The organism is Bacteroides faecalis, assembly GCF_003865075.1.
GTDB lineage: Bacteria > Bacteroidota > Bacteroidia > Bacteroidales > Bacteroidaceae > Bacteroides > Bacteroides faecalis.
In genome coordinates this window covers 121,830-137,460 of sequence record NZ_BHWB01000011.1, presented here as the reverse complement: position 1 = coordinate 137,460, position 15,631 = coordinate 121,830, and the positions used below count along the sequence as shown (strand labels likewise).

Sequence of the window (15,631 nt, the reverse complement as noted above, 5' to 3'; positions counted from 1 at the left end):
TTTTTGATAGACACAAGATGTTTGTGTATAATTCCAATCTAGGAGTGAATTTATCGAAAAAGTAAAGATCTCAAACATGATTTCAGGTTTGTCGTCATTATGCGGTGCTTTTGATGATACGAAGCGGTACTTTTAGTGACGCCATCCGTATGTTTTGGTATAATCATCCCATTGTTTTTTCCAAATTATACGGTTGATTATTCCCAAATATACGGTAGTTTAAGGCAAAATTACCGATGATTTTACGATTTATTGCAATATTCTTATTTATTGGACATCAATATTTAAAAGAACAAGATAGTATATTTCTCGGTTTACTGTGTAAATGGTAATATAATCAATTAAATACTATCTTTATGTCATATTATGTCAATCGAGGAATAGAGCGGCGCAGACTGCATTATCTCCTCGTACTTGACAAATACGGATACGTAGAGGGCGGTCTACCGTAAAGGTCACATATTTACCTCCCCGGTAATCTCTTACCATGTGCACAGGCATAAGGATACGTTTACTATCCAGGTCGAACAGTTCGATGGCTGTACGTCTGTTTCCGTTGGGGTCTACCAGATATAAACTTACCTTATAGGATTCGTTGTTCCGGTAGTCTATATCCATTGTAAAAGTCTGCCAACAAGCAGCCGGATCTCCGGTAATAATGCCACCTAATTGTCTTTTTCCTTCTTTTGAACCAGGAATAAGAAGTGCTGAAAGGGAATTTGTCAGCTCATCGGCATGCCAGTTTACGTCTTTCTGAAAAATTATACTCTTACACTGCGCCGGGAGCTTTGAACGATGGACTCCTTGTTCGTCAAAATTGAATAACATGTACCCTTTTGAACCATATTTTCCGATCCAATTTCCCCGTGTCAGCGAATCTTCCTTTACGCTTTCCGCTGTATAGCGGTAAATAATTGGTTCCTGTATTTGAGGACTTTCTACCTTTTCTCCTTCATAAGTAAAAGAGAAGTTATATGTACCTGTCGGTAATGAAGGCAGACAAGTATGCGTTCCGTTTGTTTTTACAGAAACCTTTTTCCCGTTTACAAATACATTTACTCTCTTTGTCTGCATCAGTGGAATAAAAACGTTTGCTGTCGTATGTTCCGGTACGGTCAGATTACCCTTACCTTTCAGCATATCTATCTTAAATACAATTGTTCCATGAGGGGTAGGGACAGATCCGTTAACATGAGTCAATCCTTCTGTTAAGTGAGGACATACATTAAATTCCGTAAAGCCCGGAGCAGAGGGACGAATGCCTAGTATCTCTTCGCTCAACCACTTTAAGACTCCGCTACTCCAAGGATGAGTAAAGCTGGTGTATCCACACTGATTATTGACAGGTGCGTCATTCTGTGCTTGTTTATAGAGATTCCATGACGGACGAAATACTTCGAAGAAAGTGGTAGCGCCATAACGAAGTTGTCCACCCCAACAATCATCAATTGTATGAAGTGCTTCACCGTGTCGTCCCATGCGTGCCATCGCATTGATTACGAAATATTGATTGAATGGGGAATATGACACTCTTTGAAGGCGATCGGTAAAAGCTGTTTGCCATACGTCTTCTTTCTCATTCGGACGTACTACGCCTGCGTTGATGGCATCCGATAGAGCGAAGATATCCCGGTTCTTATACCAGCGAGGGAGACAATGCAGTTGGGCTGTTTTCTCTTCGGCATAACTTTTATAACGGGCTGCTAATTCATATTTACCACATGTTTCCATTACTTTGGCAAACTGATTCCATGATTGGATGGCAAGCATTCGATAGGCTAATTGTGTTTCGGGATTGTTGGGATGTTCAAAGCCGCCACCTAAACGTTCGTCCCATCCATAAAAGGTTAGCGAAGGTAATTCATCATACTGTCGATAGGCGGATTCCAGCTTCTTACAGGCATTGTCAATTAATTGTTGGACAGTTTCTTTGTCATTGGTATAATTGAAGTAATCAACTAAACTTTGCACCCAATATAATGAGTAACTTTCGATGCCATTGTACTGTTCGGACGTGTATAGCAAGTTCTTTCGTACAAAATCATAATTTCCGAATGCAACGAGCGAAGCAGCTTGTGAAGTATGCGCATCACCCGTCCACGAGTGGCGATCGCTTCTTTCCATTAAAATGGCTCCAAAATAATCTTTCAATAAGTTAAGTCGAACAGTATATGCAGCTGTATACCAGATACGGTTCAATGTTGTATCATTGCATGAAAAACTACCTTCATAGTTTACAGGTTTTGTCTGACAAACCAATTTAACTTTTTTGATTGTGATTTTATGTTCTACTTTTCTTAGATGTATCCATGCGTAGCGTACTCCTTCATATAATTGTTTATTGAGTTCTAAACGATATGTATTGCCATAGCGTTTCGGAGCTAAAGTTTTGAGCGGATGTTCGGAACCGGCATTAAATATGGCAGGTTCATTAAATTCACTGATACTACATGTAACATCAGCATTCATATTTGTACATTCGAACTCCAACCACCCGGCATTTACCTGTCCGAAGTCGAACATCAAATCACAATCTCCTGACACAACGATGGGATCCGATGGATTCTTATATTTCACAAACTCTTTGGGGAGCATTTTGACTGATTTCGGTTGTAATGAATAAATCTCCAGATCATCATCACACGATGGTCGTTGCCAACGATAGTTTATTAACGGATCAGGCGAATAGGGGACTTTCACCCCTGTTGGTCTTCCTGTGATACTCGGATATGGCTCTTTGATGGAAGAGTGGCTTTTTTCGGCTTTACTAAATGTGCTAAAGGAAATAACAATTATAGCAAGTAATAAAATTTTCTTTAAATCTATTATCATGGTATTTTGTCTTTATAGATACTATGTTATATTATGACAAAGAACGCCTTTTTTTATGTAAATCACATATTCTTTTTGATTTTAAAGATGGCTTTTTTGATCTTTAATGGTATGAATATATAATTAAGGTATATATGATTAGGATCGTAAGTTCATGGCTGCATAAATTTATGAACTATTTTTTATTCATCTCTGAAAATACAATAACTTAATTTTTAATTAGTTTTAAAGAGCACTTTATTTATTCTCTTTTTAATAGCCGGTTCTAATATCATTTTATCCATGTTTATAATCAATTACTAAATAGCTTTTCGTCTAGTAAATCATACTTTTGCTATATGTAGATTTAGTAGCAAGAAATACACGATGGAATTAAATGTACATATAATGCTTTTAGCTGTGACTTTGTAATCTTAATTGGGAGTTCTTTTTATTACATTAATCTAATTAATATGGAAAATTTGACATTTAAACAATTGAAGGGGAGGGTTTGGATTATTCTCATGTCCATGTTCTTTTCATTGGCTGTTACTGCTTCTGACCAGAATGGTAATGTACCAATAAGTGAGCAAACTAAGATTCAGATTACGGGGCGAGTGATGGATCAAGTTGGTCCTATGCCTGGTGTAAATGTGTCTGTTAAAGGAACCGCAATAGGAGTTTCTACTGATATTGATGGTAATTTTACGATTGCTGTACCTAGTACCGAAAGTATCTTAGTCATTCAATGCATTGGTTTTACAAAACAAGAAATTAAGGTAGGAGATCAGAAAGTGATTCAAGTAACGATGCAAGAAGAAACTACTGCTCTCGAAGAAGTTACTATTGTTGCGTTTGGTAAACAGAAAAAAGAGAGCGTCATTGGTTCTGTTACTACAGTCGATATTGGTAAAATCAGAGGTCCTTCAAGTAACCTTACTACTTCTTTTGCCGGAAACATGGCAGGTGTAATTGCTTATCAACGCAGCGGAGAACCGGGAAAGGATAATGCAGATTTTTTTATTCGTGGAGTTACTTCGTTTGGTAATAATAACAATCCTTTGATTTTGATTGACGGTATTGAACTTAGTACGACCGATTTAGCTCGACTACAACCGGATGATATTGCAAGTTTTTCTGTGATGAAAGATGCTACTGCTACAGCGCTTTATGGAGCACGTGGGGCCAATGGCGTAATTCTGGTTACTACGAAGATGGGGAATGTTGGTACTGCTAAAATATCAGTAAGAGCAGAAAACTCTTTTTCAATGCCTACCAAGAATATTGATGTAGTAGATCCAGTCACTTATATGAAAATGTATAACGAAGCTTTATTAACTCGTTTTCGTGGAGGAGTTGGAGCTACTCTTGATGGTTTGTATTCGCAGGAAAAGATAGACAATACTATTGCCAGAACTGATCCTGTTTATTACCCTTGTACGAACTGGCAGGAAGAACTACTCAAGAAGGTAACTACAAATCAACGTGTGAATATTAATATTCGTGGTGGAGGTAATTCCGCACAATATTTCGTATCGGGAGCTTTTAGTCACGATACGGGTATGTTTAAAGTGGATAAGCGCAATAATTTCAATAATAATATTAATAACAATTCGTTTTCATTGCGTTCGAATGTGAATATAAATGTCACTAAGACTACAGAACTTGTAGTACGCTTAAATGGTACATTTGATGATTATAGTGGCCCGCGTGAAGGTGGAGCTTTAATGTATGATAGAATATTGCACTCCAATCCGGTGCTTTTTCCGGCTTATTATGAAAGAGATGAAGAACATCGGTTTGTTAATCATATCATGTTTGGTAATGCTGAAGACGGGCATTACGTCAATCCTTATGCCTATTTGGTGAATGGATACAAAGACTACTCCAGAACATTGATGCAGGCAAGCGTGGAAGGAAAACAAAAGCTGGATTTTATCACAGAAGGTCTTTCTGTCCGGGCCATGTTTAATGTATCCCGCCTTTCGTCATTCTCGGTGACTCGCGGCTTTACTCCCTTTTATTATAAAACCACACTTCGAAATCCAAATACTGGCAAGTACGGTTACGAACTGATCAATGAAGACGGTACGGAGTATTTGCACTATTCAGAGGAAGGTGGAGATAAGGTGCTTAACTCTACCTATTATGGAGAAGCTATGGTCAATTACAATCGCACATTTGGTGAAAAACATGATGTGAGCGGGTTGATGGTATTTATGCTCCGCAATTCTTTAAATGCAAATACAGGGAGTTTACAACTATCACTGCCATCCCGAAACGTAGGGCTTTCGGGACGCCTCACATATGGTTATGATAAAAGATATTTTGCTGAATTTAATTTTGGATACAACGGTTCGGAACGTTTTCATGTAAGTCGTCGTTTTGGCTTTTTTCCTTCGGCGGGTGCTGCATGGATGGTTTCGAATGAGAAATTTTGGGAAAATGTGAAGCCATACATTTCTCAATTAAAATTCCGTTATTCTTATGGACTTATAGGTAACGATCAGATCGGGACGGCTGCTGAACGTTTTTTCTATCTTTCAGAGATGAATATGAATGATACGGACAGGCACGCAACTTTTGGTAAAGAGTTAAATCATGGGCTTGACGGTGTAAGTGTGAAGCGTTATGCAAACTCTGAAATTGGTTGGGAAGTTGCTTCAAAGCATAATTGGGCGGTTGAAATAGGATTATTGGAGAATAAGTTAATGTTTATCGCTGAATATTATAGAGAGTATCGTGACAAGATTCTAATGGATAGACCTATTATTCCACAAACTTTGGGATTATCGGCTACACCTAAAGCCAATCTGGGTGCGGCGTCCGGACGGGGAGTCGATCTTAGCTTAGAATACAACCAAGCTTTTATGAATGGAATGTGGATAGGGGCACGAGGTAATTTTACATTTGCCCGTTCTAAATATGAAAAGTATGCTGAACCGAACTATCCAGAAAAATGGAGATCACATTTAGGTAATTCTATTCATCAGATGTATGGTTATCTTGCAGAGCGCTTATTTGCTGATGATGCAGAAGCTGAGAACTCTCCAAAACAGAATGTGGGAGGCTCTGACTTTTACGGTGGAGGTGACATCAAATATACGGATATTAATGGCGACGGTGTGGTTAATGAAAGCGATGTGGTTCCTATCGGTTATCCTGAAATTCCTGAGATAGTATATGGATTTGGCGTTTCTTTTGGATACAAGGGCTTTGATATCTCTGCTTTCTTCCAGGGACAAGCTCGCGAATCATTCTGGATTGATGCTACGAATACAACCCCTTTTCAAGGAGAAACACAGTTATTGAAAGCATATGCTGATAGTCATTGGTCTGAAGACAATCAAAATATGTATGCTTTATATCCACGTTTAAGCACTTTCGTACATTCTAATAATAAAGTAGGTTCTACATGGTGGCAGCGCGATGGTTCTTTCTTACGTTTGAAACAAGCAGAAATAGGTTATACATTACCGGATATGCTTGCATGGCAAAGAAAATTGAAAATATCGTCTCTCCGTATTTATTTATCCGGTTCGAATCTGTTACTATTTAGTAAGTTTAAGCTGTGGGATGTTGAAATGGCGGGCAGAGGAATAGGCTATCCTTTACAACGTGTATTCAATATCGGTTTTAATATTACGTTTAACTAATAACATGGAAAATATATGAAAAACAAATTTTTACTCCCACTTTTACTATTAGCATTAAGCTTAAGTGGCTGTTCCGATTTTCTAGATATCGTTCCTGATGGCGTTGCCCGATTGGAGACTGCATTCAACAGACGTGCAGAGGCTAAAAAGTTCTTGTATACTTGTTATTCTTTTATGCCTAAGCATGGTGAGATAAGTGCCGATGCTGCATTATGGGGAGATGAATTGTGGACCTTAGAAAATTCTGCTACGGCGGCTCAAAAGTTTGGGTATGAAGCTTTTAATATAGAACGTGGCTTGCAAAACTCTACAAGTCCCTTGGTAAATCATTGGTACCATTATTATCGTGCAATATCAGATTGTAATATATTCATAGAAAATGTAGTCACTGTACCTGATTTGCCCGACTGGGAAAAGAAACAATGGCTGGCGGAAGCGAAAGTTTTGAAAGCGTATTATCATTTCATGCTGATATGCCAATATGGTCCCATTCCACTTAATCGTAAGAATTTGCCTATTGATGCGGACGAGAAAACCGTCAGTGTGTTTCGTGAGCCTGTAGATGATTGTTTTGCTTATGTTGTACAGTTACTAGATGAAGCCAAGGACGATTTACCTGAGAGTGTTATTAATGAGTACGAAGAACTGGGAAGAATTACGATGCCTATAGCTTACTCATTGAAAGCGAAGGTGTTGGTTTATGCTGCTAGTCCTCTGTTTAATGGCAATACGGAACAAAGTGCTTTGGTGAATTCAAAAAGTAAGGATAGGACTCCATTGTTTAATCAAACGGTATCTATTGATAAATGGAAGGTAGCAGTACAGGCTTGTAAAGAGGCTGTAGAGCTTTGTGAAAATGTATTGGGTATGAAACTGTACGAGTATGGAGGAAGTTTTCAATATGATCTGACAGATACAATTAAAACACAAATGTCATTGAGAGGAGCTTTTACAGAAAGGTGGAACTCTGAGTTGATTTGGGCTAATACACAAAGTGTACAAACTGATATACAAACTTATTCTACTCCCAAACTAGATCTTCGATATCAAGAAGGTTCTCGACTTTTTCAAGGGTTGGGGGTATCTATGAAAGTAGCGGAACAGTTCTATTCGGATCACGGTGTACCAGTGATGGAAGATAAAACGATTAATAAAAATGAACTCTATGAATTGCGTACTGCTACTGCAGATGACCAACTTTATATTCATAAAGGAGCTAAAACGGTAAATATACATTTTAACCGTGAACCGCGATTCTATGCGTGGATTGGATTTGATACAGGCGTGTGGTACGGACAAGGAAATGAAAATGATGGCAAACCGGAAGATCTTTTTTATATAAGAGGATTGAGAAATCAAGTTCATGGTTATCGTAGTTTGGCTTTTGGTCCGGTGACTGGATATCAACCCTTAATTCCGCAACACTATTATAAATTAAACTTTTTAAGTACCTGAGCAACAAAAAGTTGCTCAGGATTTTGCCATGTCAGAATTTTCACTTATCTTAGTGTTGCAAAAAAAACAAGAGAATCCGACGATAGACATGGCGAAGATACAAATTAAATCTGAGAGACTCACTCCTTTTGGGGGATTATTTTCAATCATGGAGCAATTTGACTCCACATTATCATCTGTAATCGACTCAACCCTCGGTCTAAGGTGTAGATCGTTCGGTTATCAGTACAGCGAAATCATCCGTTCTCTCATGAGTATCTACTTCTGTAGCGGTTCATGTATTGAGGATGTCACTACTCATTTGATGAACCACCTCTCGCTTCATCCGACACTTCGCACTTGTAGCTCTGATACTATCCTCAGGGCGATAAAGGAGTTGACGCAAGAAAACATTTCATACACATCAGATATGGGCAAGACCTACGATTTCAATACGGCTGACACTCTCAATACTTTATTGCTCAATTGTATATTTGCATCTGGCCAACTGAAAGAGGGTGAGATGTATGATGTTGATTTCGACCATCAGTTCATAGAGACAGAGAAGTATGATGCAAAGCCTACATACAAGAAGTTCCTTGGTTATCGCCCTGGCGTGGCGGTTATTGGCGATTTGATAGTCGGTATAGAGAATAGCGATGGTAACACAAATGTTCGTTTCCATCAGAAGGACACGCTGAAGAGGTTCTTTGCGAGATTTGAACAGAATGGGCTCACTATCAATCGCTTCAGAGCTGATTGTGGATCATGTTCCGAGGAAATCGTGGAGGAAATAGAAAAACACTGCAAGTCCTTCTATATCCGTGCTAACCGCTGCAGTTCGATCTACAATGACACCTTTGCTCTCAAAGGCTGGAAAACTGAGGAAATCAATGGCATTGAGTTTGAATTGAACTCTATCCTTGTTGAGAAGTGGAAAGGTAAGGCATATCGACTTGTGATTCAAAGACAGAAACGGATGGATGGTGTGCAGGATTTTTGGGAAGGAGAATACACATACCGTTGTATCCTGACTAACGACTATGATTCTTCCGTAAGAGAAATTGTCGAGTTCTATAACCTTCGTGGAGGAAAGGAACGTATCTTCGATGATATGAACAATGGTTTCGGGTGGGACAGATTGCCCAAATCCTTCATGGCAGAGAACACAGTGTTCCTTCTTCTTACAGCACTTATCCGTAACTTTTACAAGGCCATTATTCAAAGACTTGACGTAAAGAAGTTCGGGCTCAATGCAACAAGTCGCATAAAAGCGTTTGTCTTCAGGTTTATCTCTGTACCAGCCAAGTGGATCAGGACATCAAGGCGGTATGTGCTGAACATCTATACCTGTAATAATGCTTACGCAGATGTTTTCCAGACTGATTTTGGATAATGCCTACAACTTATGGGAATGATATTGTGTATTGCCTCAAGTCACATTGTGGGGTAAGGGGATATTGTAGGCAGAAGTGGGTGCTTCAAGTTCAAATTATCTGCAAATTCAGTAATGAGAGGACGTGTAAACGCAATAAGGACGTTCAAGGGCTTAGTTGCGGATTTGAGGTCAACCTAAAAAGTTTGTTCATTTTAAAAACGTACAAGGCGAAGGCACTGATAATTATACGGTCAATACATATCCTTGGCCCATCATGCGTTTAGCAGACCTTTATCTCTTATATGCCGAGACACTAAATGAAGCTGAAGATACAGAAGAAAATAGGATATTAGCAATGGCTTATTTAGATAAAGTGAGAGATCGTGCCGGACTAAAGGGTGTGGAGGAATCGTGGACGAAATATTCCAGCAACCCGACAAAGTTTAAATCTCAGAAAGGATTGAGAGACATCATTCAACAAGAACGTATGATTGAATTATGTTTGGAAGGACAACGATTCTGGGACATTCGTCGTTGGAAAATAGCAATTCAATTGTATCAAACACCAATACAGAGTTGGGATCTTACACAAAGAGAGTCGAAATATTATTATCGTAAAAGAACCATTGCTTCTCCTTCTTTTGGCCTAAAAGATTATTTTTGGCCTATTAGGGATTATGAGATCCTAATTAATCCGAATATGGAGCAGAATCTTGGTTGGAAAATTAATAAATAAACGCTATGAAGAAAAGTATATATATATTATCGTTTGCTTTTTTACTCCTTTTATTAGGTTGTAAAGAGTCTGTTAGAATAGATTTGGTGGACGAAAGTAAACCGGCTCCTGTAGCACTGGATGAGGTAATGGTAAAATCCATTCTTGGTGGAGCAGTTTTAAAATATCAAATCCCTAATGATAAAAACTTGCTTTGTATTAAAGCTGTTTACGAAATTAGTCCGGGGCATGTTTATGAGACAAAGAGTTCTGTATATGTCGATTCATTAGTGCTCAAAGGATTTGCTTCTTCTGAAACTACACAAGTGAAAGTGTATTCGGTAGGAAAGAACGGTAAAGAGTCGAAACCTTTAATCGTAGAAGTAACTCCGGGTACTCCGGTAGTGGAAGACGTGGCAAACACTCTTTTTGTCCGTTCGGCTATTGGAGGTGTGAAATTATCGTATGCCAACCTGTCTGGTGAAGATTTGATTTATGATTTGATTCAAGAAGATATCGAATCCAATCGTTGGGAAGTAGTCAAGAGGTTCTATTCAGGTTTGAAGACAGGAGAGTTTACGCAACGTGGAATGGAATCAAAACCAACCAACATTGGAGTGCTTATTTCCGATCGTTGGGGTAACATCTCCGATACAATCAAGCAAACTATTACTCCAGTGTTTGAAGAAGAAGTTCCAAAGCCGTGGTCTCATAAAGAAATGGTGGGAGATTCATGGAAGGAAGGAGTGCCCGGACTAACCATTGATAAAATGTGGGATGGACGCTGGGATGTCGATGCTTTATTTTTGTGGGCTTCGTCCAAAAGTACTAAATTTCCTCAATCATTTACCATTGATTTGAAATGTGAGGTGGAAATTACCCGCATAGTAGAACATCAACGACCTGTATATGCATATTTGGATACTAGCGTAAAAGAGTTTGAGTTGTTTGGTACTACACTGGACAATCCAAATCCTGATACAAATTCCGATGACTGGATCAAATTAGGACGTTTCTCTTCATTCCAGCCATCCGGTTTGACAGGATCACCCACAAAAGAAGATTTCCAATATGGTAACGTAGAGGGGGAAAATTTTGAGTTCTTAGATGAAAATGGTGATCCGAAACCAACTCCTCCTGTCCGTTACTTGAGATGGCGTACTTATGAAACCTGGGATGGTCAGACGGAAATGGGAGAGGTTATTATTGCTGAATTAGAGGTATATGGCAAGATTCTTAAGAAATGAGAAGTAGATTAAATCTAATAAATAAATGAAAATAATAATGAAAGCAATTATAAGAGTTATTTTATCATTGAGCATTATAATAGGAATTGGCGGATGTTCAAGTATGGAAGATATTTATGAGGAATATATCGTATATGGGGGACATATCTATCCTCAGAAACCTACCGATCCCAGAGGGTATTCAGGAGATAAACGAGTGGTGCTAAAATGGAAAAAAGGGGTTGATTCATCTATAACAAAAGCTGTTGTTTCTTGGGATGATGGTCGTCAGAAGAGGGAGTTCGATATTGTGGGAAACTCAGATAATGTAGAACTCGTCGTTGATAATCTGGAGGAACGTGATTATTCATTTGTCATCAATACTTATGATGCCGATGGCAATAAGTCGGTCCCGGTAGAGGTTAATAGCCGGGCATATGGTGATGTCTACAAATCTTCCTTGTATAATCGGACGATCAATATTGCTTATATAGATGTAGATAAACTGGTTGTGGAATGGAATGAAGCCGATCTTACTAGTAATATAACAAAAACTGAGTTTCGTTATATCAATAAAGAGAATGAGGAAACAAAGATTGTTGTTGATGCGCAAAGTAATGAAGCATTGGTTTTGAATGATTATAAGATGGGGACAGAATTCAGTTTCCAGAGTTTTTTTGTTCCAGATACTACCTGTGTGGATGTTTTTGAAGCAGTAGCAGAGATAAGCAAACCTTTAACCATCATAGATAGAAGTGATTGGACTATTACTGCCAGTTCCTATGAACCAACAGGACAGACGGGTTATGGAGGAGCAAATCCGGAAAGAGTGCTGGATGGTGTGATTGAAAATACAGCCAATGCAGGTTTGGTTCCGACGTATTGGCATAGTCGTCATTCAGGAAGTGATGTACCCGGTTATCCGCATTGGTTAGCTGTAAATATGAAAAAGAAGGTTAATATAAGACGTGTTGTATTGCAATGTAGAAATGACGCGAATTGTAGATCAGGATATTCTTTTAGCAATTTCACTATTCAAGGAAGTAATGATGGAGAAAATTGGGTTGATTTAGAAACATACGATATTTATTCACGCACAGACGTAGTGCCTCAATATTATGCGGTTGATACGAAAGAAAATTTCTCCTATTTCAAAATAGTGATGAATAAGTCTTATGATAATAGTCCCTATGCACACTTAGCGGAACTGTCTATTTTAGGGGAGGAGAGGGAATAAGTTAATAGTTTCTGTAATCATACAAAGCTCATACGATTGGGCCTCTATGATTATAAATAGAATGATACAAGAATTTTAAATGAAACTAATTCAAGAGATTTATGAAAATAATAAAACTTAGTTGTCTGATTGTTGTAGGCTGTTGTTTGTGTACTACTGTTGTATGCCAATTTACAAAAAAGGAGGGCCTGCCTGAATGGCAGAAGAAATATAATAATCCGAAAGAGGTTCGTAATATGTTTATGAATCCACCGATGTTTTACGCTCCCCATACATTCTGGTTTTGGGATGATGTGATTAAGGATGAGCAATCTGCGGCAACAATGGCAGAAAAAATGGCAAAACAAAGACTGAATCCGGGATATGCTCATCCTCGTTCGGGATTTGATGGTTCCGTAGCGGCACTTCCGGTAGAGCAGTATCTGGCAAAACCATGGTTCAACAGCTTTGGCAATACTTTACAGAAAACGAAAGAGCTCGGAATGTCTTTTAGCTATTGTGATGACTACAACTGGCCAAGCGGTCAAGCGGCAGGTAAGGTACTCGAACTATCACCGGATTTGGAGGCTCAATATTTGGCATGGAAGCGATATGAAGTGGCAGGAAGTGAGACAGTTAAATATGAATTGATTGATTTCGCAGTTGCTGGAAAAAAAGTAAATGGCCGGATTGACGCCACAACCCTACAAGTGATAGGAAAAGGGAAGAATATTAGTTGGACAGCACCTGAAGGGGATTGGGTAGTTTACACCTATGAAGTAAAACACCATTCCGGTATTGATGGTGGGAGGGTAAACTATCTTAATCCTAAATTAATGGAAGTCTTTATTCCACTGGTACACGAGAAGTATGATGAACAGTTTAGCAAAGAGATGGGCAGAACAATGCCCGGAGTATTTGTCGATAACGAAGGCGATTATGGTTGGCAAATGGCATGGTCAGAATATTTTGCCCAACAATATGAGAATAAGAAAAAACGCGATATCAGATTGTGGTTGCCTTTACTGACTGAAGAAGATAAAGACGGTATTTATGCAAAAGCCCGGTGCGACTGGTTCGAGGTTGTGTCCGATGTGTATACCGAATGTTATTTTGAACCCTTAGTTACTTGGTTGAAGGAACGAGGAATGTATTATATCTCTAATTTGTGGGAAGAATCATTGTTAGCACAAACTGTAGCGGTGGGCGATCTGATGAAGACTACCCGTGCCGTAACAATGCCCGGCAATGACTGCCTTGTGATGAAATCGCAGGAAGTACACGATTTTAAAGAAATACAATCCGTTGCCGAGTTTGAAGACCGCCCCTTCATGAGTGAGATTATGGGAGTCGCAGGATGGATACAGTCACCCGAAATGATGAAAATGACGATCAATTCCGTAACTTCTTTTGGAGTCAATCATGTAGTTCCTCATGGCATTTACATGAATAGGAAATTAGAGACAATTCCTTTTCCCTCTGACTGGTATACGGAAAATCCGTATTGGGACTATATGCACCTTTGGACAGACTTTGCTAGAAGAGCAGCTTTTGTAACCCGACAAAGTCGGTTGGTTGCGGATGCTTTATTAATCAATCCGTTGGAAAGTGTCTGGGCCTTCTCTGAGTGTTATTTTAAAGAGAATGCATGGGGACAAGAAGAGCGATGGGATAAACGTGCGGTGGAAACAAACCGGATCTTTTCGGAGGCAATGCGGCAAATGAACGTGAACAATATAGATTTCTTGATAGGAGATAATTATTATTTGGAAAAAGGAGAGATTGGAGCATCTAATGGAAAGACTAAATTAACAATTAATAAGCATGATTTTTATGCATTGGTGCTTCCACCGGTTTATGTCATTTCCCGTCCCGCATTTCAAAAGATTGTAGATTTTGCTAAGAAAGGTGGAACTGTTATTCTGTTGGGAGATCTTCCCAAAGGTTCCTCTGAATATGGAATGAACGATGAAATGATCATAGCACAGAGTAATGCTCTAAAAAGAATGTCGAATGTAATTGATCTGGCTACTCAACGGGACAAACAGAAAGAACTGGTAGTAGCTCTCAATAACAACGTGAAACCACAAATGAAATTTGAAAATGCAGGCAGACTGTATACAGCCCATCGAACCATTGGCAATACACATCTTTATTGGCTATCCAATAATACAGACACCATCAGAAACTTTACAGCATGGTTGAGAGATGGAGAGGGCGCGGCGGAAATATGGAACTGTGAAACTGGACAAATGCAGCTAATCCCCTTCGATAAAGAGAAGGGATATAATAAAGTTGTATTGACATTGAACCCATATGAGGGTTATTGGCTTGCTTTCAATCCACAAATGAAGACTGCCAAAAGCATGGAAAAAAAGAATATCGCATTCAAAGAGGAGATTCTGAAAGGGAAATGGAAACTTACTTATCCGGAACGAGACACTGTTTTCAAAACAACCGCTAAAGTATTTTATTCCAACGAAGAAAGAATTGATGAAAATAGATTGCAGCCCCAGTATGACCAGTCGGATTGGAAATATTATGCTTGGCGTGAAAACCTGAGTAGTAAATATGCATATTGGAGAATGAACATACCGATAGGGACAAAAGCCATTGTATTGCCTGAGCAGATGTTGGGTAAAGACATTTGGGTGGATGGAAAGAAACAGAAGTTGTCGGATACGTTAGTACGTTTATCGTCAGAAGCATCTTTGTTAGGCTTTGTGTTGAACTCCGAAGAACAAAAAAATCCGATCGTACCTTTCAAGTTTTTGGTTGGTACGGGAGAGGTTGAGAATTTGCAGTCATGGTATGCGTTTGGTTTGCAGCAGTACACAGGTTATGTTGATTGTGAAACAACTATTTCCATTGATAATCCTTCGCGGGAGATCACAATAGATTTGGGTAAAGTTACATCGATGGCAGAAGTCTTCGTGAACGACCAATCGGTTGGTGCACGCTTATGGCCTCCGTTTGTCTTTGATATATCGGATAAGCTAAAACCGGGTAAGAATAGAATAAGAATAAGAGTCGGTAATCTGATCATTAATGAAATATGGATGAAAGATGATATGCGCAAACTTCGTACGTGGGGATGGGAAGGGGTTCCCAACATGAATTTGTTTGATTCCGGTATATCAGGACCCGTCAAGTTGAAATTGCCGATATAAATCAAATAATTCAGGAACTGAAAAA

At 38.9% G+C, this 15,631-nt stretch carries 7 protein-coding genes and 1 pseudogene; 7 read left to right on the top strand and 1 reads right to left on the bottom strand.

Translation table 11 applies throughout. The features are described 5' to 3' along the window. Positions 1 to 369: 369 nt before the first annotated feature. On the bottom strand, positions 370 to 2,832 hold the full coding sequence (locus EJF25_RS17315; RefSeq protein WP_125042108.1) for an alpha-L-rhamnosidase C-terminal domain-containing protein: 2,463 nt from the start codon (positions 2,830 to 2,832) through the stop codon (positions 370 to 372). Between the two features lie 452 nt (positions 2,833 to 3,284). On the opposite strand from EJF25_RS17315, the gene EJF25_RS17310 reads away from it, so the two are divergent. The 7 genes and pseudogenes from EJF25_RS17310 to EJF25_RS17280 all read left to right on the top strand — a co-directional run bounded on the left by EJF25_RS17310 (position 3,285) and on the right by EJF25_RS17280 (position 15,606). Next, positions 3,285 to 6,467, top strand: coding sequence for a SusC/RagA family TonB-linked outer membrane protein (locus tag EJF25_RS17310; RefSeq protein WP_125042107.1), 3,183 nt, complete (start codon positions 3,285 to 3,287; stop codon positions 6,465 to 6,467). Positions 6,468 to 6,482: 15 nt separating this feature from the next. Next, positions 6,483 to 7,922, top strand: a complete 1,440-nt coding sequence (locus EJF25_RS17305) for a RagB/SusD family nutrient uptake outer membrane protein (protein ID WP_125042106.1) — start codon at positions 6,483 to 6,485, stop codon at positions 7,920 to 7,922. 88 nt (positions 7,923 to 8,010) lie between these two features. Continuing rightward, a complete protein-coding gene (locus EJF25_RS17300; RefSeq protein ID WP_009040242.1) occupies positions 8,011 to 9,297 on the top strand; it encodes an IS1380-like element ISBf12 family transposase in 1,287 nt (428 codons plus the stop codon). A gap of 235 nt (positions 9,298 to 9,532) precedes the next feature. Continuing rightward, positions 9,533 to 10,015 (top strand): annotated as a pseudogene (locus tag EJF25_RS17295) (RagB/SusD family nutrient uptake outer membrane protein); the annotation flags it as partial. A 5-nt stretch (positions 10,016 to 10,020) separates the two neighbouring features. Beyond that, a complete protein-coding gene (locus EJF25_RS17290) occupies positions 10,021 to 11,241 on the top strand; it encodes a DUF4959 domain-containing protein (protein WP_125042104.1) in 1,221 nt (406 codons plus the stop codon). Positions 11,242 to 11,278: 37 nt separating this feature from the next. Then, positions 11,279 to 12,457, top strand: a complete 1,179-nt coding sequence (locus tag EJF25_RS17285; RefSeq protein WP_160119426.1) for a DUF4998 domain-containing protein — start codon at positions 11,279 to 11,281, stop codon at positions 12,455 to 12,457. A 101-nt stretch (positions 12,458 to 12,558) separates the two neighbouring features. Continuing rightward, a complete protein-coding gene (locus EJF25_RS17280; RefSeq protein ID WP_125042102.1) occupies positions 12,559 to 15,606 on the top strand; it encodes a glycosyl hydrolase in 3,048 nt (1,015 codons plus the stop codon). The last annotated feature ends 25 nt before the right edge of the window (positions 15,607 to 15,631 follow it).